Source organism: Colwellia echini (genome assembly GCF_002843355.2).
GTDB classification, from domain to species: domain Bacteria; phylum Pseudomonadota; class Gammaproteobacteria; order Enterobacterales; family Alteromonadaceae; genus Colwellia; species Colwellia echini.
The window spans coordinates 83,908-109,730 of sequence record NZ_PJAI02000001.1 but is presented as its reverse complement, the minus strand read 5'-3'; the positions used below and the strand labels follow the sequence as shown (position 1 = coordinate 109,730).

The following is a 25,823-nucleotide window of genomic DNA, read 5'->3' as shown; positions in this document are numbered from 1 at the left end:
CTGATAGTTTGTTACCTATCGAGTAAACCCATTTAGCAAAATAAGACTAAACACGAATTAATTACTTCGTCTTAATTATTCAAAAAGTTAGTTATTAATGTTCTAATGCTGTTAGTAGTAATTAACTTTTATTAAGGCATGTAAGTAATGGAATTCAATAAAGTATTAGGCTCAGCGCTATTAACTACCCTAGTAATTTCAGGCTGTGGCTCTGACACCACTAAAACTGTAGATAAAGAAAATAAAGTAATCACTGAAGAAATAATCATTGAAGAAACAGTAGAGCTTGTTCCTGCAACTAAGTTTGATTTATCTAAGTGGAAAATAACTATTCCAACAGATGATAACAATGACGGTAAAATTGACTCTGTTGACAATATTGCGATTCAAACTTATAGCCATCCTGATTTTTTCTACCTTGATGATGAAGGTAACATGGTATTTGCTACACCAAATAAAGCATTTACTACTCCTAATTCATCAAACACCCGCAGTGAGTTGCATCAAGTACTAGGTAACGCCAATGCTGCTGAAAATGACAACGATACAAACTTTGCGCTTAAATCACATGAAAACGCAGATGAATATGCACAAATCGGCGGTAACTTACAAGCAACAGTAAAAGTTAATCATGTAGCTAAAAATGCGGGTTACTCTACAAAACCACCTGCTTATTCTGTGGTTGTTGGCCAGATTCACGCCACTAAAAATGCTGAAACAGTCGCTGAAGGTAATGGCTATGGTTATGGTAATGAGCCTCTTAAAATTTATTACAAAAAATGGCCTGAGCACAAATATGGCTCTGTATTTTGGAACTACGAGCGTAACTTACCAAAAGCCGATCCTAACCGTACTGACATAACCTTTCCTGTTTGGGGTAATGTATGGACTGATCCTGCTGCACCTGGAGAAGCAGGCATAGCCCTTGATGAAGAGTTTAGCTACGAAGTTAATGTCTATGAAGACACTATGTATCTTACCTTTACGACTGCCCGCCATGATCCGATAACCTATGAAATTAACTTAGCAAATAATGTTGATCCTAATGGCGAAGTTGATGAATTAGATCATGTTAATGGCTATGTTGGCGATGCGCACTTCTTTAAAGCTGGCGCTTATAATCAATGTAGCACTAAAGACGCCCCTGGCATGTGGTACGCTAAGTGTGCCGGCACGGGTGATTGGGAAACGGATAAGAAAAATGGTGATTACACCCAAGTTACTTTTACTCGCTTAGAAACGGGCCCAAGTAAAACACCTACAAAATAATTAATTCAACTACCCTTTACAAAGCCTCGTTTAGCGAGGCTTTCTTATTCTATATAACAAGACACTTAATTCTGTCGCCTATTAATATTGCTTCCAAGCAGCATATTTTTTTGTAACTGGCTATAACCATTATCTTGCTATATTCTATAATCACAAGGAATGTTTTTATCGGTATAGAATGCTAATTAAGGGTAACATTTGATAAATTTTATTTTAGTTATTGCCATACTATTCATTTGCCTCTCAATTTGGATAACTTTGCTACTAAAAGCAATGAATCGCAGAAAAAACACCGAGAAAAAACTCCTTGATGATAAGTCTCACCTTTATGATTTACACAAATATGCGCTCATCGGCCACTGGGAAATACTAGCTGATAGAAGTACTCATTGGTCTGAAGACATGTATCGCTTATTTGAAATCCCTTTTCAATCAGCAACAACGTCAAAATATTTTGCTGCATTACTTAATTCCAAAGACTTACGAATATTTACTACTTCTATAGAAAAGAGCTTTGTTACAGGTGAAGAACACCACATGCAATTTCAAGTAAATCTCGCCAATAACCAACAACCACGGTGGATCGATTGTCGCGGCAAAGTAATTCTTGATGACAATAATCAGCCTTATAAAATTTCAGGCTTCGTACATGATATTAGTGATATAAAAAAAATAGAGTTACGCGAAAAAGCAAACTCATCCATACTAGAGTTGATTGCTAGTAATGAACAATTACCGTTAATTCTTAACTCTATCGTTAACAGTGTTGAACAAAACAACCCCCAAATGTTATGTAGTATTCTATTACTCGATGAAACAGGAAAACATCTAATCCACGGCGCAGCGCCAAGCCTGCCTGAATTTTATTCTCTTGCCATTAACGGCGTAGAAATAGGTGAAGGTGTTGGCTCTTGTGGTAGTGCAGCTTTTACCAACAAGCGCGTAATCGTCGCAGATATTCAAACCCATCCTAATTGGCATTTATACACTGAACTTGCAAAAGAAGCCAAGCTAGGCTCTTGTTGGTCTGAACCTATTAGATCTACTCAAGGTCAAGTTATTGGCACCTTTGCTATATATCATCGCGATATACACCACCCCACAATTGAGAATATTAATCTCATTGAGCAAACAGCTAACTTAGCAAGCATTGCAATTGAAAGAACCGAAGTGAATTTAGCGCTAAAAGCCAGTGATGAGAGAATGCAACTGGTATTAGCTGGCGCAGGTTTAGGATATTGGGATTGGAACATTGTTACTAGTAATGTTGAACGTAACGAGCGCTGGGCAACAATGTTGGGCTATAGCTACGATGAAATAAAAAACACAACAAAGCAATGGGCTGATTTTGTTCATCCCGATGATAGAGCTAAGGCATGGGCATCGATAAATAATGTGCTTGAAGAAAAAACTAAATGTCACAGCCTTGAATATCGCATGCTGACTAAATCAGGTAATTATATTTGGGTACATGACCAAGCAAATGTAATGCAACGTGATGTAAATGGTAAACCGTTACGTATGAGTGGAACCCACAGTGATATTACCGAGCGTAAGCTATCCGAAGAAAAAATAAAGCTCGCTGCAAGTGTTTTCTCTCATGCCCGCGAAAGTATAATCATCAGCGACACAAAAGGCTTAATTATTGATGTAAATGACACTTTTACAGCTCTCACTGGCTATAGCCGCACAGACGCTGTTGGTAAAAATGCTCGATTTCTCAAATCTGGAGAGCAACCTCCTGAGTTTTATCACGACATGTGGAAAACTCTAAATAAAGAAGGTCATTGGCAAGGTGAGTTGTGGAATCGTCGCAAAAATGGTGAATTGTATATTGAAATGAAAACCATTAGTGCCGTAAGTAATGAAGATAACATTATCACTCATTATGTTGCTTTAGGTAACGACATAACGTCAGTTAAGGAGCATCAAAATCAACTAGAGCATATAGCTCACTTTGACGCACTGACAAATTTACCAAATAGATCATTACTTGCTGATCGACTGTCACAAGCTATGTTGCAATGCCAACGCAACTCGAAATCACTCGCCGTAGTATTCCTTGATTTAGATGGTTTTAAAACGGTCAACGATGCTTATGGTCATGATATGGGAGACGATCTGCTCATTGCTCTTGCTACTAAAATGAAAGCCGCCTTACGTCAAGGCGACAGTTTGTCTCGTATTGGTGGTGATGAGTTTGTTGCCGTACTCGCTGATTTGCCTAATGCAACAGTAGCTGAAGATTGTCATCCAGTATTACAACGTTTATTACTTGCGGCTTCTCAACCCATTACCATAAATGGCATTGTATTAAATATATCCGCCAGTATTGGTGTTACTTTTTATCCGCAAGATAATGTCAATGCCGATCAATTAATGCGCCATGCAGATCAAGCTATGTATATAGCAAAAGGAGCGGGTAAAAATCATTATCATCTATTTGACACCGCCCAAGATGATGCAGTTAAAGTGCAACGAGAAAGTATTGAAGCGGTGCGTTACGCTTTGAAAAATGATCAATTCGTACTGTACTATCAACCTAAAGTAAATATGCAAACAGGCAGAGTTACCGGAGTGGAAGCTCTGATTCGTTGGCAAAAGCCTGGACGGGGATTATTATCTCCCATTGATTTTTTACCCATTATTGAAAATAATGCTATCAGTATAGAGCTTGGCGAATGGGTGATAAACACAGCACTGAATCAAATAAGTCTGTGGCAAAAAATGGCGCTAAATCTACCCTTAAATATTAGTGTCAACATTGCCGCAGTACAATTACAACAACCTGACTTTACCAAGAAATTAGCTGCATTACTTAACGCGCATGACGATGTTGACCCACATCATTTACAGTTAGAGGTATTAGAAACTAGCGCCCTAGATGATGTACAACATGTATCTGAAATTATGCACCAATGTATGGCCTTAGGCGTTAACTTTTCCCTAGACGACTTTGGTACAGGATACTCCTCTTTAACTTATCTTAGACGCTTACCTGCAAGTTTAATCAAAATAGATCAAAGTTTTGTTCGTGATATGCTTCATGATCCTGATGATTTAGCCATTGTCGAAGGCATTATTGCTTTAGCTAAGTCATTTAAACGAGATGTTATAGCTGAAGGTGTTGAAACTATTGAACACGGGACATTATTGTTACGACTAGGTTGCGATTTAGCGCAAGGTTACGGCATAGCAAAACCCATGCCCGCAGCAAATTTTCCGCTGTGGGTTAAAAACTGGCAACCTGCTGAAGCTTGGCGAACTCTAAGGCTAAAGGTTAATAATAATTGAAATAATAAATCAATCACCTTCAATTGCTATTAAACCTAATTCCAAACACTTTTATTTAAATAATCTACTCCTCGCTATACCAATAAATTCGACCTACGCCAAATCAAACTTTAAAATTTGTTTAAAAAAAACACATCTAAACATTGACAGTGCACTTTTCTAGTGCGATTATGCCCAACCATTGAGCATAAGCCCACACCAAAAGCAAATGCTCAAAACTACTTTGTATTAAGAAAAATATACGTTCAGATTTATTTTACGAGACTTAAACACCCAAAAGGTATAGCAATGAAAAGCAACATTGAATTAATAATTTTTGACTGTGACGGTGTATTAATCGACAGCGAAATAATCAGTGCTACCGTGTTAATTAAGCAGCTATTACCCCTAGGTATTAATATTGACATTGCCTATATTCAGCAACATTTTTTAGGTTGTAGCTTTGCTACAGTAAAAGAAAAACTATACCAAGCATTTGATATCAAACTTGCTGATTCATTCGAGCAAGATTACCGAACAGCACTACTTAACGAGTTTGATACTAGTTTGCAAACCACTAAAGGTATTAAAGATTTATTAGCGCAATTAAGTATCACTTTTTGTTTAGCAACAAGTAGTAGCCTACAACGCACGACAAAAGCCTTGAGTATTGTTGGTTTAACGGAGTTTTTCACTAACACTATATTTACCGCTGAAGAAGTTAAACACGGTAAACCAGCCCCTGATTTATTTTTACACGCCGCAAAAATCATGCAGGTAGAAGCACGCAACTGCTTGGTTATTGAAGACAGTATGGCAGGGGTAAGTGCCGCAATATCTGCTGGCATGCAAGTAATTCATTACCAGGGAGGTTTACATATGGCTGAGGAAACTCGCAAAATAGTCACAACAAAATATCCAGAGGTTGTAGTTATGCAGCACTGGGACGAATTTGAAACACTTTTACAAAATGTTTAAAGCTATAACAAAGCTTACCCTAAGTTAAAGCTGACGAATAATAATTAAAATAAGGCACTCAGATGGAAAACAAATCAACTAACGAATTAAAGCGTTTAGAGGATGCAGCACGTGCTGCTTGGTTATATTACGTTGCTAAAAATACTCAAGACGAAATAGCGCAAAAATTAGAGGTGTCTCGCCAATCGGCACAGCGTTTAGTCGCGCTTGCGGTTAGCGAAGGCTTAATAAAAGTACGCTTAGATCACCCTATCGTGCAGTGCATGGAATTAGCTCAACAACTAAAAGATAAATTCAACTTACTTGAATGTGAGATTGTCCCTAGCGATCCTAGCACACCCAATTCAAATCATGGTTTAGCGCAATGCGGCGCAGCAATATTAGAACGTTACCTGAAATCAGAAACACCTAAAATATTAGCTTTTGGTACAGGCAGAGCACTAAAAGCCTGTATTGATGAATTACCCTCTATGCAATGCCCGCAACATAACATTGTTTCACTGCTTGGCAATATGATGGCCGATGGCGCAGCTTCAGCTTTTGATATTGTTGTTACCATGGCTAATCGTGTTAACGCTAAACATTATCCTATGCCCTTACCAGTTATTGCATCAAGCGTTGCTGAAAAGAAAGTTTTACATAGTTTACAGCCTGTTAAGAATATTTTTAGCTTGGTTAAACAAGCCGATGCAACCTTTGTTGGTATTGGCCAAATTACCGACAATTCACCACTATTATTAGATGGTTTTATTGACGATTCTGCACTTGAACAGATCAAAAATGACGGTGCAGAAGGCGAAATTATCAGTTGGTTATACGATAAAAATGGCCAGGTGCTTACCAATGAAATCAATGACCGCGTAGTCAGTTCGCCATTAACGGTTAACGCAAACAAACCTGTTTATGGTGTTGCCGCCGGCAACGATAAAATCACCGCAATACACGCTGCTTTAAAAGGTAAGTTGATTAATTCATTGATAACCAATGAATATACTGCCAAAGCAATACTAAATAGCTAGTAAATAGATACTAAATAAATACTAAAAATTAAATTTTTCATAAAAAGATAAATATAATAATAGCAAGCAAACAGCTACCTGTAGTGATGATGAGGAAAGAAATATGTCTAATACTCAAGCAAAAAATTCATTTAGCGAGATAAATGAAGAGCAAATGCCTATAGCAAAAAACAAGCTACATGGTTGGAAACATTTCGCAGGTTTATATGCTGGAGAGCATGTTGCCGCAACCGAATTTGTTATTGGCGCAACCTTTGTTGCCTTAGGTGCATCAACCAAAGATATTTTACTTGGTTTGCTCATTGGTAACTTATTAGCCATGTGCTCTTGGTGGTTATTAACTGCACCAATAGCCGTAGAAACACGATTAAGTTTATACAATTACTTAAATAAGATTGCCGGAAATTCAATGACCAAGCTCTATAACTGGGCAAACGTGGTGATATTTTCGGTGATCTCCGCCGCTATGATAACGGTATCCGCCACCGCCGTAAGGTTCGCCTTTGACATTCCTGCGCAGCTTAATTGGTATCCTAGCAGTTTTTGGTTTGTGGTCATTGTACTCGCGGTGGGCTCTATCGTGGTGTTTGTTGCCATGTATGGTTTTTCAACCGTTGCTGACTTTTCTAAAGTTTGTGCGCCTTGGTTATTTGTTATCTTTATTGCTGGTTCATTTACTTTATTCCCTGCCTTATCAAATCATGTCTTAGGAACAACTACGGTGTCTGGCTGGGGCGATTTTTTAGCTATTGGTGATAGTTCAATTTGGACTGGATTTACCAGTGATGGAGAAAAAGGCATCGGCTTATTTGAAGTTATTGGTTTTGCTTGGGCAGCTAATTCCATTACTCATTTTGGCTTAATAGATATGGCAACCTTTCGCTTTGCTAAGCGTAAAAGTTACGGATTATTCTCAGGTGTTGGCATGTTTTTCGGTCATTATATCGCATGGATCTCAGCAGGTATTATGGGCGCAGGTGCGGCCGTATTACTTAAAACGACTATTGTACAATTAGACCCCGGCGATGTGGCTTACCACGCTTTAGGGTTAACGGGGTTTGTTATTATTATTATTGCTGGTTGGACTACCGCTAACGCTAATTTATATCGTGCAGGTTTAGCAGCTCAATCTATTTTTGTGAATCAAACACGTGAAAAAACTACGGCAATTGTTGGCGTTGTTACCGTGATCATTGCCTGTTTCCCTTTTGTATTTTCGCAAATGCTACCACTACTTACCTACGCTGGTTTATTAGTTGTTCCGGTGGGTGGCATTGTATTTGCTGAACACGTGTTATTTCCAAAGATTGGTTTAACTCGTTACTGGGCTAAGTATCAAAATATATCACGCAGCATTCCTGCTATTGCCACTTGGGCACTAGCGTTAGTATTTGGCTTTGGATTAAATATTCTCGATGTTATGTCTTTCTACTACTTGTTTATTCCTACTTGGATTTTCAGCATTGTAGTTTATACCGTGTTAGCAAAAAAGTATGGCGCAGATCAAGATTACAGTAAATACGTTGCCGCAGAAGCGCTTGAACAAAAACAAATTATTGCTTATCAAGCTGAACAAGCGGTTAACGATCAGCCATTCATTGAAGATACTAGCGGTATAAGCAAATTATTAAATGCTATTTCAGTTATCTCATTATTAGTGATTAGTGCCTTTGCATGCCAGGTAATGTTCTTTAGTGAAACCATGGCACTTTATGAAGCAAATAAAAGCCAGTTTGAGTTTTATTGCTTCATTTGCACCATCACTTATTTTTCCAGTGCTTATATGTCGCTTAAAAGACAAAAAACACTTAATACTTAAATTCAAGTATTAATTAAGAAGCTAACAATCAATAAAAACTGGCTGACCCAACAAACTGTTAACCAGCAAAAATTATAGACTCAAAACTATTGAGTAAGGAAAAAACATGACTTCTGATTCATTAAAAAAAACAATATTAAATCAACAAACATTAGCTGATTTACCAAGCCATATTGATCGCCCAACATACGATCGTAGTCAGCTTAAAGCAGGTATAGTACATATTGGTGTCGGTGGTTTTCATCGTGCTCATCAAGCCGTATATTGTAATGAATTACTGAAAAATCCTGGGTCAGAACAATGGGCTGTATGTGGTATTGGTTTATTAGAAAACAATCGTGGTTTACGCGATATTCTGGTCAAGCAAGACTACTTATACTCGCTCGTAGTGCGTCATCCTAATGGCCAAATTGATAATAAAGTAATTGGTTCAATGATCGACTTTATCTTTGCGCCTGATAACAAACAAATCGTTATCGATAAATTAGTACACAGCGATACTAAAATTGTGTCACTTACCATAACCGAAGGTGGTTATAACGTTCATCCTGCGACAGGCGAACTTGATGTAGAAAATTCGGATGTTGTGCATGATATTACTCACCCTAACGATCCAAAAACAGCGTTTGGCTATATTGCTGCAGCGTTAAAAGTTCGTAAAGATCAAGGAATGAAAGCCTTTACCGTGCAGTCATGTGACAATATTCAGCACAACGGCGCAGTGACTCGTAAAATGCTACTTAGTTTTACAGCTTTACAAGATGCTAAGCACCCAGATAGAGAGCTAAGTCAATGGATTGCAGAGCATGTTCAATTTCCAAATGCCATGGTTGACCGTATTACTCCTGTAACCACTAAAGCAGATATTGATTACGTAGCGCAAAATTTTGGCTTAACGGATGAATGGCCAATTACTTGTGAATCATTTTCACAGTGGGTTATTGAAGATAACTTTAGCGATGGTCGACCCAATTGGGATAACGTTGGTGCACAGTTTGTGCCTGATGTAACACCGTTTGAAAAAATGAAAATTCGTTTATTAAATGCCGGCCATTCAGTATTGGGTTTATTAGGATCAATTCATGGTTACGCAACAATTGATGAAACCATATCAGATAAGGATTTTGCTAAATATCTTCGCGCCTTTATGGACTTAGAAGTGACACCTTTATTAGATGAGTTAGAGGGTATTGATTTAAACCAATACAAAGACACCTTAATTGAACGTTTTGCCAACCCAAACATCAAAGACAGTTTGGCGCGTATTTGCTCTGAAAGTTCAGCTAAACTACCTAAGTTTTTGATTGCCACCATTAATGAAAATTTAGCCGTTAATCGTGATTGCTCTTTAGCTGTATTAGTTATTGCTACTTGGTGTTTATATAGCGACAAGCAAGTAAATCAAGCGCAATCGCAGCTAGACATTCAAGATGCAATGCAAACAGAGTTAGCCGAATATGCGCACAAAACAGCGACAGATCCCCTCGCCTTTTTAAAACTGAGCAGTTTGTTTGGTGATTTAATTAATCAACCTGCTTTTAGCCTGCTGTATAACGACGCCATTAAGTCGCTTTATGCACAAAACAGTAATATCAAAAATATTATGCACAACACTCTTTTACAAAAAGGCTTAACAGTTGCCGTGGAGACTAAATAATGAATAGTTTATTCATCAAAAATAAAGCACCTAGCGATATTTCTATTAATTGTTTTGGTGAAGTACTTTGGGACTGTTTTCCTGACGGTAAGCGTTTAGGTGGCGCACCATTAAATGTTTGTTTACGTTTAAATTCGTTAGGCATTAATGCACAAATGATCAGTGCTGTTGGCGATGACGAATTAGGCCACGAACTACTTGATGAAATTAAAGCACGTAACATAAAAACTAATTTTATCGAAATCAATGCAGATAAGAAAACTAGCACTGTTGAAGTTACGTTAGATAAACGCGGCTCAGCGACTTACGAAATTGTGAGTGATACCGCATGGGATAATATAGCGTTAACTCCTGCACTACTTGAACAAGTTCAAAGCTCAGATATTTTTGTTTATGGTAGTTTAGTAGGCCGTCAACAAGTGTCTTTAGACACCTTAAAGCAGCTTATCGACGTAGCAAAATTTAAAATATTTGACGTTAACTTACGTAAGCCACATTACGATATTGAAACTTTAGTCACGTTAATGAAAAATGCTGACTTTATTAAACTTAACGATGATGAGCTATATGAAATAGCCCATGCAATGGGCTCTAAGTTTAACTCATTAGAACAGAACTTAGAGTTTATTGCCGAGCAAACCAATACCCAGTACCTATGCATAACAAAAGGTCGTCACGGTGCATTGCTTAAAATTAATGGTACTAATTATTATAATTCAGGGTTTTTAATTAACGTTGTTGATACCGTTGGCGCGGGTGATTCATTTTTAGGCTCGTTAATCTATCAATTATGTACAACAACAGATGCGCAATATGCAGTTGATTTTGCCTGTGCTGTTGGCGCTATGGTGGCAGAGCAACATGGCGCAACACCTGAATTATCGATTGAAGCAATTGAAGCTTTTATCAATCCTGTTTAAATTATTTAACTAACTTAATTTAAGTTAGTTAACCTGAACTCGGGATAATGAACATGTATAACCAAATAATATCAATTGGTTAGCGTTATACTTCTACAGTAGTTTCAATTATTCGTAGTTCAAGGCGAGAAAACGAAACCAATAACTGGTTATTGGGAGTTTTCAAAACGCAGAAATACGCATAATTAGAGCTGTTGTAGCATTTTGCTTATCCCTAATTCAGGTTAGTTAAATAATTTATGGATAATTACATGAATTATGCCACCAAAGCAGTCACTGACATCAGAGGTATTTATTCTGAAGCTATAATGAGTATGCTCATGAATGTTTAATCTTTAATGTGTATATTCTTTCACATAATTTTCCAGTTGTTGTAAGTAATTATCTTTTATTTCTTCAGCTAACCACGACACTTTAAATGAGTTTGCAACCATAGTTACCATTTGTTCTGCTGTAAAACTTCCCTCTTGTTGAAGTTTTATTAGGTTTTCATTTAAGTACGCTCTAAAGTAAGCGGGATCATCTGAATTAATGGTAACCAGCATATCTTTATCTAACATTTGATGAATTTCATTTGAAGTAAGAGATTGCACAACAAATTGGTTAGACACAGGACAAACTGTTAACCCTAATTTATGGCTTTTTATTAGCTCACATAACTCTTCACTTTCTAAAGAGTTTACGCCATGGTCGATACGGTCAACCTGAACTTCATTTATGCATTGTTTAATATGCACTAAGGTATTATTTTGATTAACATCGCAATGCATAGTTAATTTTAAACCTAACTTTTTTGCTTGTGCAAACACCTGATAAAACTTACTCGGTGGATTATCTCTTTCATCAGAATCTAAGCCAACACCAATCAACCAATTAAGATAGGGTTTTGCTAACACTAAATGCTCCATTGCAGATTCAGCACTCATATCACGTAAAAAACACATAATTAATTGACTCTTAATGCCTAAGTTTTTTTCTGCGTCTACTTGTGCTTTGTGAATGCCGGTAATAATGGTATCGAAGCTAACCCCCCTTATTGTATGTGCTTGGGGGTCAAAGAATATTTCTGTATATAAAGTTTCTTGGCTTCTTGCTTTACTTAAATATGCATAGGTTAATTGATAGAAATCATCCTCTTCAATTAATACATTCATACCTGCATAATAAATCGCTAAGAAGGAAGGTAAATCATTAAAATCATATGCCGAAATTAATGCTTCAGGTGTTTCATAGTTTAATTGCACATTATTCTTTTTCGCTAACGCAAAACTCAATTCTGGCTCTAATGTGCCTTCAATATGAACGTGTAATTCCGCTTTCGGCATTTTTTCGATAAAACTTTGCATGTAATTTCCCCTCAAGTTATTTAAGTGTAACTGATTAAGCAAACTTAATACCAAAGGCGCAAACCGTTACCTGACCGAAAGGTCAGGTTTATTTTTAAATAAAAGTTCTATAAAAAATGCACTAAAAAAGGTAATCGCACTATATAAGCGCAATAAGCTAACCAATAAATAGCCGCTACCTTTGAAGTTAGTGGCTATTTTTTTATAGACTGCTCTAAAACACGTCGTCAATTGACGACATTTTAAAGTTACAATGTTAACTATCTGGTGTAAAATATTTTTAGTTTCACGTGACGGTAAAATGGATTGAACTAGATTATTAATTAACACTTGCTAAGTATAAATAAACTAAGGTAATTCTCCATTACCTACTTTTCAATAGTATTAAATAGCAGGTAATAACGTAAAAGTAATCTACCTAATTATTTACCTTTGAGTACTGGTATCTTGATGAATTACAGTATTAAACAATACGTTTTTTTCTTAATAATAATTGCCACGACATTATTTAGTCGCTTAGGCTACAGCCAACCATTAGACGTTTCTCAACAAAACAACTTAGCGGTTGGTTCATACGCCACCATAATTACCGAAAGGATTAACGAATCAGACCAAGCAACGTCTGTAGAAGCTATCTTAATGAGGTTTCGTCAGGGTGAAGGTTATCAAGCAAAAACAAATTATTTAAACTTTGGGTTTGATGACAAAGGTAAATGGCTTGTTATTCCTATTAAAAATAATTCACTATCCACTATTAATAAAAGAATAAGTTTAGAAACCTCTTGGCTTGATTCTATTGATATTTATCATTTTGACAATGATAAATTACTATTAAAACAACAATTAGGTGACCAATACCCTTACTCTGAACGCGTAATTGACAGCCGTTATTTCGAGCTAGACATTGATTTTCCAATTAAAGACAGCTTATTACTTGTTCGGATTTCATCACCCGATCCTCTCGTAGTGCCACTATACATTCGTGATAATGAATCACGCTATCAAGCTTTAACCACTGAAACTTACCGTTACGGTATTGTTTATGGCGCTATAATTGCCCTGATGCTTTATAACTTTCTCATTGCTATCAGCATGAAAAGTCGATCAAATCTATTATATTCAGTATATATGCTTGCATTTTTAATGATGAATACAGCCTATACAGGTCATGGATTCTCATGGTTTTGGTCTGAGTCTGTAACCTTTCAAAAATGGAGTAATACCCTTTTTATGTCGGGCCATATAATTACTGGCCTATTGTTTTCATTAGAGTTTTTATATTTAAAACAATATTGTAAACCACTCTACCGATTAGTATTGATTTACCTTGGTTTAATGGCTGGAGCGATTTTGTTAAGCATTTTATTTAATGATCACGCGGCCTCAATCAGACTGGTTTTTGTTAATACCATTATCTTTTCAATGCTAGTTATCCTCATTGGCGGCGTTGCTATTAAAAAGAAAATACCGTTAGCTTATTACTTTTTCTTTGCGACTCTCATGGGTATAAGCGGCGCGTTAGTTACTAGTGCTACGGTTTGGGGTTTAATTGAATATAACTCTATCGCTTATTTGGCCATTGAAATAGGCATATTGCTTGAAGCATTATTACTTTCCTTAGCCTTGGCTGCTAAGTTCAATCAAATTGAAGCAGAAAAAAATCTGGCGATGAAACTAGCCAACCTTGACCCATTAACCCAAATAAATAATAGACGGGCGCTGTATGTTGATTTTGAAAAAATATTAGCATCTCCATTAAATAACAAAATGGAAGTTTCAGTTATCATGATTGATTTAGATAATTTTAAAATATTAAATGACACCCAAGGTCATGACATGGGTGACACTGTTTTAAAAGATGTAGCGCGTATACTCGTTCAAGAATCTAGACCCAATGATATTATCGCTCGTTGGGGTGGTGAAGAATTTATTGCTATATTACCCAATACAGCATTAGCAACAGCGGTAGTTATTGCTGAAAAATATCGCTTAGCCATCAACAAAGATGTAACACTTCATGCTGCAGAAAAAACCATTATTTCAGCAAGCATTGGCGTGGCAACTAAATATATTCACAGTAATAAAGACAATACAGAACTCAAAATGCTAATTAATTTAGCTGATAAGCAACTTTACAAAGCCAAAAACTTAGGAAAAAACTGTGTTGTTTTTTAACGTATTTAGCTTAAATATTACAATACTTTTTATCATTACCTTCTAACCAGACACTTCATTTTATTTTAACCAAGGCCTCTACATGTTTACCATTAAAAACTATTATCACCCAAGTTTAATGATAGAAAACTGGTCAATAGAACAAGCTAAATCTTGGTGTGTTTTTGGCACAAATGACTCTGGCAGACAATCCATTGCGCACTTATTAACGGGTGAGTTAGCGCCTAGTACAGTAGAAACATTAGACCTACCAAATAGTAATGACATCGCAGTAATCTCATTTGAAGAACAGCAAAAAATATACGAACATGAATTAAAAATTGAAGCAACTGATGATATTAATCAACAAGATTTTGGGACATTAGTTTGTGAGTTTTTACCCGCAGATAAATTAAACGACCCGTTAATAAAAATGGTCGGCTTAGATAAATTATTACACTCAGGTTATCGCCAACTAAGTAGTGGCGAAGGTCGAAAATTATTGTTACTGGCCGCCATTTTACAAGGTAAGAAACTACTTATTTGTGAAGACCCGTTTGACAGTTTAGATAAAGAAAGTTGCTACATACTAAACCAACTATTTATCAACGTTATTAATGAACGAAATACCAGTCTTATGCTGTTATTAGGCAACCGTAGTGATGTTCCTGCTTGGTGTGAAAAAATAGCAATAATCAAACATGGAGAACTCAGTGTTATTGGTGATCAACATAACAATACAACGCAACAAAGATTAAATGAGTTTTTCAACACCGATAATGACGAACCAATCGAACTACCTGAAGAATTTAGAAAAGACAGATTATATCCTCATGAATATCTGTTCAAATTAGTGAATGGCGCGGTTCGTTATCAAAATAAAACCGTTTTTGAAGGCTTAAATATCAGCGTAAAACCAAAGCAACATACGCTAATAACAGGTAAAAATGGCAGTGGTAAATCAACTTTATTAAATTTAATCACCGGTGAATGTACTCAATGCTATAGCAATGATTTAACCTTATTTGGTTTTAAACGCGGTAGCGGTGAAAGTATTTGGGAATTAAAGGCCAATATGGGCATAGTAACCCCAGAATTACATCGCCAGTATCGCATAAATGGTACTTTACTGAGCGTAGTACTTTCAGGGCTTTTCGACTCTATTGGTTTATATCAACAAACTGAAAACTATCAAGCTGTTTACGCTCGTCAATGGTTAAAAAAAGTTGGTTTAGATCAAAAAGAAAAAGCACTCTTTAACGAGTTAAGTTTTGGCGAACAAAGATTGGCATTAATTGTTCGCGCCTTAATTAAAGCACCTCTGTTATTAATATTAGATGAAATAACTCAAGGCTTAGATGAATTTAATCGCCACCGAATTTTAAAAATTATTAAAATGATCATGAAAGATAGCCAGTCAACAATTTTATTTGTTACTCACCGACAAGACGAGTTACTTGACACTTTTAGTCAACATATTCGTTTATAGGAATAATAAATAATCACTTCTGCTTAAAGTATTTTTAAAAGTTCCCCTTTCATTAATCTATATTGATAACTACACTAACTTCTAGTTAATCAGATTCGATGGCTATCCGTAGCTTTTTTGAGTATTCCTGTAGAGGTTTAACTTTGTTTATATTACTTAACTTGGATAATACCTTCCGATATTTTATATTTATTATCCTTGTAACGTTTTCATCGTTATCATGCGCAAAAGTACCTATCGATATCTACGTATACCTCGACAAGCCGCCCTTTATTGTTGATCAAGCTAACAGAATTGGCTTGAGTTATGATTTTATCGATTATTTAAATGACTTCTCAACTACATATAGTTATCGCTTATCTTACCTACCGAAAAAAAGAGCCCTAAAAAAACTTGATGATAATGGTGTACTGCTGTGGATCATACCTTCATGGGTTAATGATGATAACCAACATAAATACCACTGGATTAATGGGTTAATCATTGATAAAAATATTTATTTAAGTAAGGACCCAAGCTTAAAATATGAAGATGAAAGCTCATTTTTTGGTAAAACCATTGTAGGTGTTCGTGGCTATTATTATCCAGACCTGAAGGCTAATTTTACGAATAATAAAAGCCTTAGAATTGACGTTAAAAATGAACCTTTGATCCCCCTTATGTTATTAAAAAACCGCGGAGATGTGGGGGTTTTAGGCTATCAAACATATTATCATTTAGCAAAACAGCATTCTCAAATAGCGACCCAACTTTTTGTATTAAATGAACCTCAACATAAGTATTTTCGCAGTATTCTTTTCTCTAAATCACAGCCTGACGTTAAACAAGATTTTGAAAATTGGTTTAATTCAACTGAAGGTAAAGCTAACTGGCAACTATTAAAGAAAAAATGGCTCGCTAACTAAATTGAGTATCCCCCTAGTTTGCAGGTTACTTACCCTTTCTCGAAATAATTACAGGAGAATTGGTTGGGTTTTTAATAAGATTTCCCCCCTTAACTCCTCTTATCGTTCCTATAGCTGCAACAACCCAAGCACAAAGTAATACTGAAAATAACAAAACAGCAGCCCATTCAAAAGCAGGTAAACCGGTATGTAATGCCAACTGTGTAGTACCTGTTACGCACGTTCCTACCGGGAATGTAAACGCCCACCAAGTTAAAGCAAAAGGCATTTTACGACGCAGCGCTCGCACTGTTAAACAAGTTGCTAACATTGACCAGAAAAAAGCAAACCCCCAAACAGGAACACCATATAAAATAGCCATGCTGTGTAAACTGCCAGCAATTGGCTGCTCAACAACCGTTAATGCTACGGTACCTAACGCGCCAGCAGCAGTAATAGATTGACCTAAAGGCCCTAGTATAATCCACAGCGTTGGTACGCGCGCACCACCTGATGTTCCTGAGTGTGCTAATCGCCCCCAAATTAATGTGGTAATGATAAACGCGCCCATTAAGCTCATACCAAACATGGCGTAACAGCCGTAAAGCATGGTTTGTTGTAATACGTTGTCTTGAATATAAGGCAGTAACATTGCCCCTATTGCCGCAGAAACCATTGGTGGAACAACCGGCATAAGCCAGCCGCCAAAGGCAGCATCACCGCGAACTTCATGATGAGTAAAAAGGCGATAAGGGATGATAACCGACGTGATGATTCCTGACACTGTACCCACCGACCAAAGCACCCAAGTAATAGTTAGTACAGCTTCTTGACTAAATAGCGCATTGCCAAATAATAATGTGCCTCCCGCTACCGCCATCAATGCCATTGGCGGCGCACCAAAAAACTGCGCCATAACAGAATCATTAAATTGGCGCTTAATAATATGTGGTTTGCTGATAGTTTGCAGCGTTACCAATAACAACATAGCGATTAATAAAAGCGCTGATAGCAACCAAATTGAAAAACCAAATGAATTAAGCTGATTACCCACCTTAGGTAAACCAATAGCCGCATTGGCAATAATCGCGGTGCCCATAACAGAAGCAAACCAATTAGGGCCAATTTCTATATTTAATTCAGGAATCTCATTTAACTCATTAGGCTTATTCGAATCAGATAATTCATTCACTACGCTCTCGGTCATTTTAGTGCCTTTAAATGCATATCAAATAGAAGCAACCACACTTGTTGGTCTAGAAGATAAAAAACGATATTATTAATAACATATTCTATGGGAGATTCGTTTTGAGTAAAACATTAATATTTGGCAATTCAGGCTCCGGCAAATCGACATTAGCTAAACAAATCTGTCGTGAGACTACTAATAATATTGCGCATTTAGACTTAGACACCATTGCTTGGCAAGCGACTTCGCCGCCATCGCGAACGCCACTTGCTGTAAGTAAAGAAAAGATAGCTACTTTTATCAAACAGAATAAGAACTGGGTGGTAGAAGGTTGTTACGCAGATTTACTGCAATTATTAACCAATAAAGCCGATAAGATTATCTTCCTAGATTTACCTATTGAAGCCTGTATTGAAAATGCTAAGAATCGCCCTTGGGAGCCTCATAAATATGAGAGTGCAACAGCACAAGATGCGAATTTAGTGATGTTGATAGATTGGATTAGCCAATACAAAGATCGACAAGATACCTTTTCTCATAAAGCGCATGCTGAATTATATGACTCTTTTTCTGGAGATAAACAGCGAATTACGAGTAACCGTTAATTATATTCTCTACTTTATTACAAACCTAATGATGGGAGTAAATTCACCAATAAAACGCTTACTCCTTCCCCTGGAAACTCAAGCCTATTGACACTAAATTCACATCCTAAAACTTTATCTCAAATTTAATATTGTTTAATTCTCAATCATCAGTGTTGAATACTTATGTAAATTAAGGCAGTATTTTATCAAATTTTTTTTTGCCCAAATATTACTGATAAAGTCGCCCTAAAACAGCACTAAGCCCTAATACAAAGCAAGCACAATGACCCTAAGTTCAAGGAACATTAATGAAACCGAATACTAAACCGGCTAACCCTAACTTCTCTTCAGGCCCATGTACAAAGCGTCCTGGTTATAGTCTTGCTGCACTTAACACAGACAGTTTAGGTCGTTCACATCGTAGCAGCCTTGGTAAAGAACGTTTAGAAAAAGCTATTACTGAAACTGCTCGCTTATTAAATTTACCTGACGGTTATAAAGTTGGCATTGTACCTGGCTCAGATACCGGCGCTATGGAAATGGCAATGTGGTCATTACTAGGTCAACGCCCTGTGGATGTTTTTGCGTGGGAGTCTTTTGGCTCTGGTTGGGGAACAGACGTTGCTAAACAATTAAAATTAGAAAATGCCCGTACCTTTACTGGTGCTTACGGTGAACTTCCTGATTTTTCACAAGCTAATCCTGACAACGATACTATTTTCACTTGGAATGGCACAACCTCAGGCGTTAAAGTTGAGAATGCCGATTGGATCAGTGATGAGCGCACAGGTTTAACTATTTGTGACGCTACCAGTGCTGTTTTTGCCATGGAACTTGATTGGAAAAAAATTGATGTGGCCACTTTTAGCTGGCAAAAAGTACTTGGTGGTGAAGGTGCACACGGCATGTTAATTTTAGGCCCAAGAGCAGTTGAGCGTTTAGAATCTTACACGCCCGCTTGGCCTATCCCAAAAGTATTTAGCTTAACCAGCAAAGGCAAATTAATTGACGGTATATTTAAAGGCGCAACCATTAATACACCATCAATGTTATGTGTTGAAGATTACCTTGATGCGCTTAACTGGGTTGACGAAATTGGAGGCTTATCTGCAGCAGTTGCTAAAAGTGAAGCTAATTTAAAAGTATTAACTGATTTTGTCGCTGAGAATGATTGGATTGATTTCTTAGCCAAAACTCCTGAAACCACATCAAACACCAGTGTTTGTTTTGTATTAAAAGCCGATGAAGATCAAGTAAAAACTATTATTAAGTTACTTGATAATGAAGCTGTTGCTTTTGATATTGGCGCCTATCGCGATGCACCAGCAGGATTACGTATATGGTGTGGTGCAACCGTTGAACAAGCAGACCTAGTGGCTTTATTACCTTGGCTAACTTGGGCATACCAACAAGCTACAGCGTAAAAATATCAGCCCGTTATTTGAGAAAATAACGGGTTTTTTATTGCCTCAATATTTGGCTCTAAAAATAGCGACCTAAAAAGTAACATCCGAAACAGAAGTATAAATTATCGAATAAACCTTACTTAATAAATCCATCGAGTTAACACGTAAATTGCTCATTTCATTTATTTCAATCAATAATAATTAAAGAGACATATATGAAAAAGATCAGAACATACAATAATATTGCCGCTGTTGGTTTAGCTAAATTCCCTACAGACCGTTACCTTGTCGACGCTAGCAGCGAAACACCTGACGCACTTTTATTACGTAGCCATAAGTTACATAATGAAGAACTGCCTAGCTCTGTACTTGCTATAGCTCGCGCCGGTGCAGGTGTTAATAACATACCTGTATCGCAATACACTCCCAAGGGCATTGTAGTATTTAATACTCCAGGCGCTAATGCTAACGCGGTAAAAGAGTTGGTATTAGCCAGTTTATTGTTAGGCTCACGCGGTATTACTGACAGTATGAGTTACGTCGCTTCACTCGCCGATGAAAAAGATGCTATAGAACTACATAAAAAGGTTGAGGCAGGTAAGAAAAAATATGGTGGTTCAGAGCTAACAGGAAAAACCTTAGGTGTTGTTGGCTTAGGCGCTATTGGTGCAAAAATAGCGAATCTAGCAATTGACTTAGGCATGAAAGTTATTGGTTATGACCCTGCATTAAGCGTTGAAGCTGCTTGGCAATTATCATCGCAAGTTAATCGTGCCGAGAATCTGAATTCATTATTAGCCCGCTCAGACTACGTAACTCTGCACGTACCTGCGATAAAACCTACCATTGGCATGATGAATGAAGAAGCTTTTTCAGCAGCTAAAGACGGCATGGTATTAATTAACCTAGCCCGCGGCGAATTAGTTGAAGAAGAAGCGGTAATTAACGCATTAGACTCAGGTAAATTAGCTGCCCACCTTTCTGATTTCCCAAGCGAGGGTTTGATTGCTCACGGTAAATCAACGTTATTCCCACACTTAGGCGCGAGTACCGTTGAAGCTGAAGAAAACTGTGCGGTAATGGCCGCAAAGCAATTAATCGACTTTTTAGATAATGGTAATATTATTAACTCGGTTAACTTTCCTGCTGTTTCTATGGAACGCACTACAGGCTACCGCTTAACTTTTGCTAACGATAATATTCCTAAAGTATTAGGTACTGTATTAAATCTCTTGGCCGATTTGAATATTAACGTGCTTGATATGGTTAATAAGAGTCGTGATGATATTGCTTATACTATCGTAGATATTGAACAAGAACCTACCGCCGCATTACTAGAGAAACTATCGAGTGTTGAACATGTTTTTCATGTGCGCAGTGTTTAGCTATAGAGCTATTTGACGCATCCCGATAAACACCGACTAATAAGCTACGCAATGTATATTTACCTAAAAATACGCACCTAAAAACACTTACCTAATAAAGAATAAGATGAGGAAACATACTTCTCATCTTATTCTTGCTAATCCTCAATAAGCTTAAAAACCCTCTTATCATCCTAGCTAGCCGAACAACGAGCAATAGAGATACAAAAATACTTAACTTAGTACAGTATGCATTTTTGTATTTAGTAAACTACACTAAAACAAGGACTATTTAATAAACAACGTAAAGGAATCATTGTTTTGATAATAAATACAAACAGTAAGTGTCAACACTTCTACTTTAATCTCTATTTAGCCAATAATAATTTAGATAGGGGTTATTCAAATTACCTAGCCATAAATAATTACCCTTCAAATCGTTTTTAGGGTAGTCAAACATGACCACCTCACCTGATTTACAAAATGGCTATCATTATAGAGCCAAACTAGTAAAAGCTGGAAGACTTCAAAGTGCACATTGGGCAATTTTAGGGTTATCTATTTTGTTAACCATTATTGCTTGGCAATTTTCTCGTCAGCAGCTTGAACAGAAGATTGAAGAGCGATTTAACCGTGAGGCGGCGCATGTTATTGAATTAGTAAAAGAACGGATGACTTTATATGAACGTTTTTTATGGGGTGCTGTCGCCTTAAATGATGTAAACAATAAACTTGATAACAACGAATGGAAAACCTATGCAGATAGTTTAAACCTTGGCAAAACCTACCCGGGGATTCATGGTATTGGCATCATATACAATATCCAAGCTAACGGTTTAGATGAGTATTTAAGGGAGCAAAGAATTAATCGACCTGAATATAATATTCACCCTTTTCAAGAAAAATATGAGTACTGGCCAATAACCTATATTGAGCCTTTAGCAACAAACTTTAAGGCGGTAGGCCTAGATGTATCTTTTGAAAGCAATAGATATAACGGCATTAAGAAATCAAGAGATTCCGGTTTAGCAAAATTAACGGGCCCTATTGCCTTAGTACAAGGTAATAAAAATAACACTGGCTTTCTATTTTATGCGCCTTTTTATCGAGGCGGAAATCAATACAATACCATCGCAGAGAGACAAGAAAATATTATTGGTGTTAGCTATGCGCCTTTTATTATGCACAAATTAATTACAGCGGTATTATCTGATAATAACCAATTAACAAGCCTAAAAATAACTGATCAAGGAGTGTCGCTTTACGATGATGAAAATCATCAAGCACGCAATAAAATTGATGCCGAACCATTATTCACCACAGATATTGATGCTGAATTTTACGGTCGAGTGTGGACTTTTCATATAACCTCGAATATCGATTTTAGAAAAGGTGCTGAAACTTCTCAACCCTACTATATATTGCTTGGCGGTATTATTATCGACTTATTGATACTGGCGATGTTTTTATTCCTCGCCAAAGCAAACCGACAAGCGCTAGTTTATGCTGACAGGGTTACCGACGAATTAAACGAAAAAACAATTTGCTTAAAAAAATCAAATGAAGATCTAGAGCAATTTGCATATGTTGCCTCGCACGACTTGGTTTCGCCCTTAAATGCCATTCAAAAATTAATTAGTTGGATTAAAGAAGATTGCATAGAGATCCTTCCTGAAACCACTAAAACACACCTCTCTCTACTAGAAAGTAGAACACAAAGAATGATTAATTTGTTAAAAGATTTACTTGATTACTCACGGGTAGGACGAGTCGATTTTGATGCTGAATTACTGCAAATAAAACCTTTAACCAATGATATTTTCGCATTACTCGATCACAACACTAATACCTCATTAACAGTTAACGACGCGAAGCTAATCTTTCCTAGAGTACCGTTTGAAATAATTATGCGTAATCTTATTTCTAATGCGATAAAACATCACGATAAAGAAAAAATCAATTTAGAAGTGACGCTAAAAGAATTACCCAATTATTATCAAATATGCGTACAAGACGATGGCCCTGGTATTCCTCCGGAACTAACTAATAAAGCTTTAGAAATGTTTCAAACATTACAACCTAGAGACAAGGTTGAAGGTAGTGGCATGGGGCTTTCATTAATAGTTAAAATCATTGAACATTACCGCGGAAAACTGAGTATAGAGTCAGATGGTATTCGCGGCACCAAAGTCATTATATTACTACCAATACCAAACAATACAGTGGGCTAAAATACCATGAATAAAGACGTAACCATTTTACTAATTGAAGACGATGACGTTGATGCAATGTCAATAATGCGAACTTTTAAACAAGAAAAAATAGCCAATGTATTGGTAAGAGCGCACGACGGCATTGAAGCGCTTGAAATATTAGCGCAAGGTCGCGTTGATGCCCCTTATATCATTCTACTAGATTTACAAATGCCCCGTATGAATGGTTTAGAGTTTTTAAAGGCATTTAGAGACGACTATCAATATACCAACTGTGTAGTATTTGTATTAACAACCTCTAAAGCAGATGAGGATATGATTGCCAGTTACCAGAAAAATATTGCTGGTTATTTTTTGAAATCATCAACCAGTGATAAATTATTAGAAATAGTTAAAGTGTTGGATGGCTACTGGAAAATAGTCCAGTTTCCGATGAAATAAGTCTGAGTAAAGGTAAATTATGAATGTTTTAATTGTTGATGATGATCAAATTGACCGCGAGCAAATTATTCGCTCATTAATCAAAACTAAAAAAGATTATACTTTTGTTGAAGCTGACTCTGTAGATAAAGGTCTAACCATTTTTAAACAACAAAAATTTGATATTATTTTGCTTGATTATAGAATGCCACAACGCGATGGTATTGAATTACTCTTAGAACTCAAAGCTACTCCATCACCACATTCACTAGCTATTATCGTGTTAAGTAATTCTGATGAAACAGATATAGCATTAGACTGTATTAAGGCTGGCGCCCAAGATTTTTTACTTAAACAAGAAATAACAGCCGCACGACTTAATAGAGCCATTCTTCAAGCACAAACCCGCTTTGATCTTGAAGAAAAACTGTACCAAAGTTATAAAGATGCTAAAAATATTGCCGAGCATGACAGCTTAACAGGCTTAGCAAATAGGTATGCCTTCGAAGAAAAGTTAAAATCAAGTATTAATCAATCCACTACAAGACATGAAGGTACTGCCCTTATTTTATTTGATATCGACAATTTTAAACTTGTTAATGATACTCACGGCCACGATGTTGGCGATATATTATTGAAAAAGGTTTCTAAAAAAATAACCACTTGCTTGCGAGGCAATGAAGCGCTTGCTCGTATCGGTGGTGATGAGTTTGCCATTATTCTTCAAAGCCAAAACAAAATATACAGCATAGCCCGCGTCGCTCGACGTATACTTCGTAGTCTTGGCGAGCCATTTAATATTCAAGGTTTATCAATTAAAACAAGCATTAGTATCGGTATTTCAATTTCGGTAGAAAATAGTATTTCTCCAGAAGAATTATTAAAATATGCAGATATTGCTATGTACAGAGCAAAAAAACTGGGCAAAAATCAAGTTTGTTATTTTGAAGATGAAATGCAAAAACAGTTTTTATATCGATACAAGGTTGAACATGAACTGTTAGATGCAATTGTAAAAAACCAATTTACCCTACACTTTCAACCCGTTATGAGCACAAATGATAACAATAGTTTGATAGGTTTTGAAGCGCTTATTCGATGGCAAATTGATGGAAAACTACATATGCCTGATAATTTTATTGAAATAGCTGAAGACTCTGGCGCTATTCTAAAAATTGGTGAGTGGGTTATTGAAAATGCCATTTATCAGTTATCGTTCTGGCAACAAACCAATAAACAACTAACCATGGCGATAAACCTTTCCGCAGTACAATTATCTGACGTTAACTTGATTAAAACGATTAAATCCGCCTTAACAAAGCATAATGTAAGCCCAAACAGCGTTGAGTTTGAAATAACTGAAACTGCTTTTTTAGAGGGCAGTGATACCGTAATAAACATGTTAAATACTTTAAGAGTTATGGGCTGCGGCATTGCTTTAGATGATTTTGGCACAGGTTTCTCTTCCGTTTCTCATTTGCAAAATTTCCCTATTTCTACAGTAAAAATAGATAAATCATTATTACTGTTATCAACCGATAAAAAAACACGATCACTCATTAAAGGTTTGTCGCTTATGTTACATTCCCTTGAATTAAATATTGTTGCAGAAGGTATAGAAACTGAAGATGCACTAGTTTTATGCCGTGAATTAAAAATCCATAAATTACAAGGTTATCTATTATCGAGACCTTTGAACATTGATAATATTAATGATAAATATTTCAACTAATATTTTGTAAAACCAATTGAAAAAGTAAGTAAACCCCAAATCTCAATATCAATATCAAAAACACTAGTCGAGTCTTATCTTGCTAGTGTTTTTTTATACTTTTG

At 36.5% G+C, this 25,823-nt stretch carries 18 protein-coding genes; 16 read left to right on the top strand and 2 right to left on the bottom strand.

The window, feature by feature from the left end:
• Nucleotides 1–147 precede the first annotated feature (147 nt).
• The 7 genes from CWS31_RS00460 to CWS31_RS00425 all read left to right on the top strand — a co-directional run bounded on the left by CWS31_RS00460 (nt 148) and on the right by CWS31_RS00425 (nt 10,935).
• Complete coding sequence (locus CWS31_RS00460) at nt 148–1,269, top strand: polysaccharide lyase family 7 protein (protein ID WP_101343199.1); 1,122 nt, start codon at nt 148–150, stop codon at nt 1,267–1,269.
• Between the two features lie 273 nt (nt 1,270–1,542).
• On the top strand, nt 1,543–4,563 hold the full coding sequence (locus tag CWS31_RS00450; protein WP_342780206.1) for an EAL domain-containing protein: 3,021 nt from the start codon (nt 1,543–1,545) through the stop codon (nt 4,561–4,563).
• A gap of 288 nt (nt 4,564–4,851) precedes the next feature.
• Nucleotides 4,852–5,520 (top strand): HAD family hydrolase, encoded by a 669-nt coding sequence (locus tag CWS31_RS00445; protein WP_101343198.1) that lies wholly within the window; start codon nt 4,852–4,854, stop codon nt 5,518–5,520.
• 62 nt (nt 5,521–5,582) lie between these two features.
• Complete coding sequence (locus CWS31_RS00440) at nt 5,583–6,539, top strand: sugar-binding transcriptional regulator (RefSeq protein ID WP_101343197.1); 957 nt, start codon at nt 5,583–5,585, stop codon at nt 6,537–6,539.
• Between the two features lie 103 nt (nt 6,540–6,642).
• The gene (locus tag CWS31_RS00435; RefSeq protein ID WP_101343196.1) at nt 6,643–8,358 is read left to right on the top strand and encodes a purine-cytosine permease family protein; all 1,716 of its coding nucleotides are present in this window, start codon (nt 6,643–6,645) and stop codon (nt 8,356–8,358) included.
• A gap of 106 nt (nt 8,359–8,464) precedes the next feature.
• The gene (locus tag CWS31_RS00430) at nt 8,465–10,015 is read left to right on the top strand and encodes a mannitol dehydrogenase family protein (protein ID WP_101343195.1); all 1,551 of its coding nucleotides are present in this window, start codon (nt 8,465–8,467) and stop codon (nt 10,013–10,015) included.
• Nucleotides 10,015–10,935 (top strand): carbohydrate kinase family protein, encoded by a 921-nt coding sequence (locus CWS31_RS00425; RefSeq protein ID WP_101343194.1) that lies wholly within the window; start codon nt 10,015–10,017, stop codon nt 10,933–10,935. The genes CWS31_RS00430 and CWS31_RS00425 overlap by 1 nt, the downstream gene beginning before the upstream one ends.
• A 335-nt stretch (nt 10,936–11,270) precedes the next feature.
• On the opposite strand, the gene add is transcribed toward CWS31_RS00425, so the two are convergent.
• Nucleotides 11,271–12,281 carry an adenosine deaminase gene (gene add / locus CWS31_RS00420; RefSeq protein WP_101343193.1) on the bottom strand — a complete coding sequence of 337 codons (1,011 nt, stop codon included), beginning with the start codon at nt 12,279–12,281 and terminating at the stop codon, nt 11,271–11,273.
• 450 nt (nt 12,282–12,731) lie between these two features.
• On the opposite strand from add, the gene CWS31_RS00415 reads away from it, so the two are divergent.
• The 3 genes from CWS31_RS00415 to CWS31_RS00405 all read left to right on the top strand — a co-directional run bounded on the left by CWS31_RS00415 (nt 12,732) and on the right by CWS31_RS00405 (nt 16,829).
• Entirely contained in the window at nt 12,732–14,456 is a 1,725-nt protein-coding gene (locus tag CWS31_RS00415) for a sensor domain-containing diguanylate cyclase (RefSeq protein WP_101343192.1), read from the top strand.
• An 82-nt stretch (nt 14,457–14,538) separates the two neighbouring features.
• Nucleotides 14,539–15,924: an ATP-binding cassette domain-containing protein gene (locus CWS31_RS00410; protein WP_101343191.1), complete on the top strand. Its 1,386-nt coding sequence runs from the start codon at nt 14,539–14,541 to the stop codon at nt 15,922–15,924.
• A gap of 143 nt (nt 15,925–16,067) precedes the next feature.
• Nucleotides 16,068–16,829 (top strand): hypothetical protein, encoded by a 762-nt coding sequence (locus CWS31_RS00405; protein WP_101343190.1) that lies wholly within the window; start codon nt 16,068–16,070, stop codon nt 16,827–16,829.
• 25 nt (nt 16,830–16,854) lie between these two features.
• Here CWS31_RS00405 and CWS31_RS00400 read toward each other — a convergent pair whose 3' ends face one another.
• Nucleotides 16,855–18,015, bottom strand: coding sequence for a TDT family transporter (locus tag CWS31_RS00400; RefSeq protein ID WP_101343189.1), 1,161 nt, complete (start codon nt 18,013–18,015; stop codon nt 16,855–16,857).
• Between the two features lie 101 nt (nt 18,016–18,116).
• On the opposite strand from CWS31_RS00400, the gene CWS31_RS00395 reads away from it, so the two are divergent.
• The 6 genes from CWS31_RS00395 (at nt 18,117) to CWS31_RS00370 (ending at nt 25,719) form a co-directional block, all read left to right on the top strand.
• Nucleotides 18,117–18,602 (top strand): AAA family ATPase, encoded by a 486-nt coding sequence (locus CWS31_RS00395; RefSeq protein ID WP_101343188.1) that lies wholly within the window; start codon nt 18,117–18,119, stop codon nt 18,600–18,602.
• A gap of 290 nt (nt 18,603–18,892) precedes the next feature.
• Nucleotides 18,893–20,008, top strand: coding sequence for a phosphoserine transaminase (locus CWS31_RS00390; RefSeq protein WP_101343187.1), 1,116 nt, complete (start codon nt 18,893–18,895; stop codon nt 20,006–20,008).
• 197 nt (nt 20,009–20,205) lie between these two features.
• A complete protein-coding gene (locus tag CWS31_RS00385; protein WP_101343186.1) occupies nt 20,206–21,375 on the top strand; it encodes a phosphoglycerate dehydrogenase in 1,170 nt (389 codons plus the stop codon).
• A gap of 437 nt (nt 21,376–21,812) precedes the next feature.
• A complete protein-coding gene (locus CWS31_RS00380; RefSeq protein WP_101343185.1) occupies nt 21,813–23,585 on the top strand; it encodes a CHASE domain-containing sensor histidine kinase in 1,773 nt (590 codons plus the stop codon).
• Nucleotides 23,586–23,591: 6 nt separating this feature from the next.
• Nucleotides 23,592–24,008 carry a response regulator gene (locus CWS31_RS00375; protein WP_101343184.1) on the top strand — a complete coding sequence of 139 codons (417 nt, stop codon included), beginning with the start codon at nt 23,592–23,594 and terminating at the stop codon, nt 24,006–24,008.
• A gap of 19 nt (nt 24,009–24,027) precedes the next feature.
• Entirely contained in the window at nt 24,028–25,719 is a 1,692-nt protein-coding gene (locus CWS31_RS00370) for a two-component system response regulator (protein WP_101343183.1), read from the top strand.
• Nucleotides 25,720–25,823 lie beyond the last annotated feature (104 nt).

What these genes read in the sequence shown, in the direction of transcription:
- CWS31_RS00460 (WP_101343199.1), top strand. Translation starts at nt 148, where the DNA reads ATGGAATTCAATAAAGTATTAGGCTCAGCGCTATTAACTACCCTAGTA.
- CWS31_RS00450 (WP_342780206.1), top strand. Translation starts at nt 1,543, where the DNA reads ATGAATCGCAGAAAAAACACCGAGAAAAAACTCCTTGATGATAAGTCT.
- CWS31_RS00445 (WP_101343198.1), top strand. Translation starts at nt 4,852, where the DNA reads ATGAAAAGCAACATTGAATTAATAATTTTTGACTGTGACGGTGTATTA.
- CWS31_RS00440 (WP_101343197.1), top strand. Translation starts at nt 5,583, where the DNA reads ATGGAAAACAAATCAACTAACGAATTAAAGCGTTTAGAGGATGCAGCA.
- CWS31_RS00435 (WP_101343196.1), top strand. Translation starts at nt 6,643, where the DNA reads ATGTCTAATACTCAAGCAAAAAATTCATTTAGCGAGATAAATGAAGAG.
- CWS31_RS00430 (WP_101343195.1), top strand. Translation starts at nt 8,465, where the DNA reads ATGACTTCTGATTCATTAAAAAAAACAATATTAAATCAACAAACATTA.
- CWS31_RS00425 (WP_101343194.1), top strand. Translation starts at nt 10,015, where the DNA reads ATGAATAGTTTATTCATCAAAAATAAAGCACCTAGCGATATTTCTATT.
- add (WP_101343193.1), bottom strand. Translation starts at nt 12,281, where the DNA reads ATGCAAAGTTTTATCGAAAAAATGCCGAAAGCGGAATTACACGTTCAT.
- CWS31_RS00415 (WP_101343192.1), top strand. Translation starts at nt 12,732, where the DNA reads ATGAATTACAGTATTAAACAATACGTTTTTTTCTTAATAATAATTGCC.
- CWS31_RS00410 (WP_101343191.1), top strand. Translation starts at nt 14,539, where the DNA reads ATGTTTACCATTAAAAACTATTATCACCCAAGTTTAATGATAGAAAAC.
- CWS31_RS00400 (WP_101343189.1), bottom strand. Translation starts at nt 18,015, where the DNA reads ATGACCGAGAGCGTAGTGAATGAATTATCTGATTCGAATAAGCCTAAT.
- CWS31_RS00390 (WP_101343187.1), top strand. Translation starts at nt 18,893, where the DNA reads ATGAAACCGAATACTAAACCGGCTAACCCTAACTTCTCTTCAGGCCCA.
- CWS31_RS00385 (WP_101343186.1), top strand. Translation starts at nt 20,206, where the DNA reads ATGAAAAAGATCAGAACATACAATAATATTGCCGCTGTTGGTTTAGCT.
- CWS31_RS00380 (WP_101343185.1), top strand. Translation starts at nt 21,813, where the DNA reads ATGACCACCTCACCTGATTTACAAAATGGCTATCATTATAGAGCCAAA.
- CWS31_RS00375 (WP_101343184.1), top strand. Translation starts at nt 23,592, where the DNA reads ATGAATAAAGACGTAACCATTTTACTAATTGAAGACGATGACGTTGAT.
- CWS31_RS00370 (WP_101343183.1), top strand. Translation starts at nt 24,028, where the DNA reads ATGAATGTTTTAATTGTTGATGATGATCAAATTGACCGCGAGCAAATT.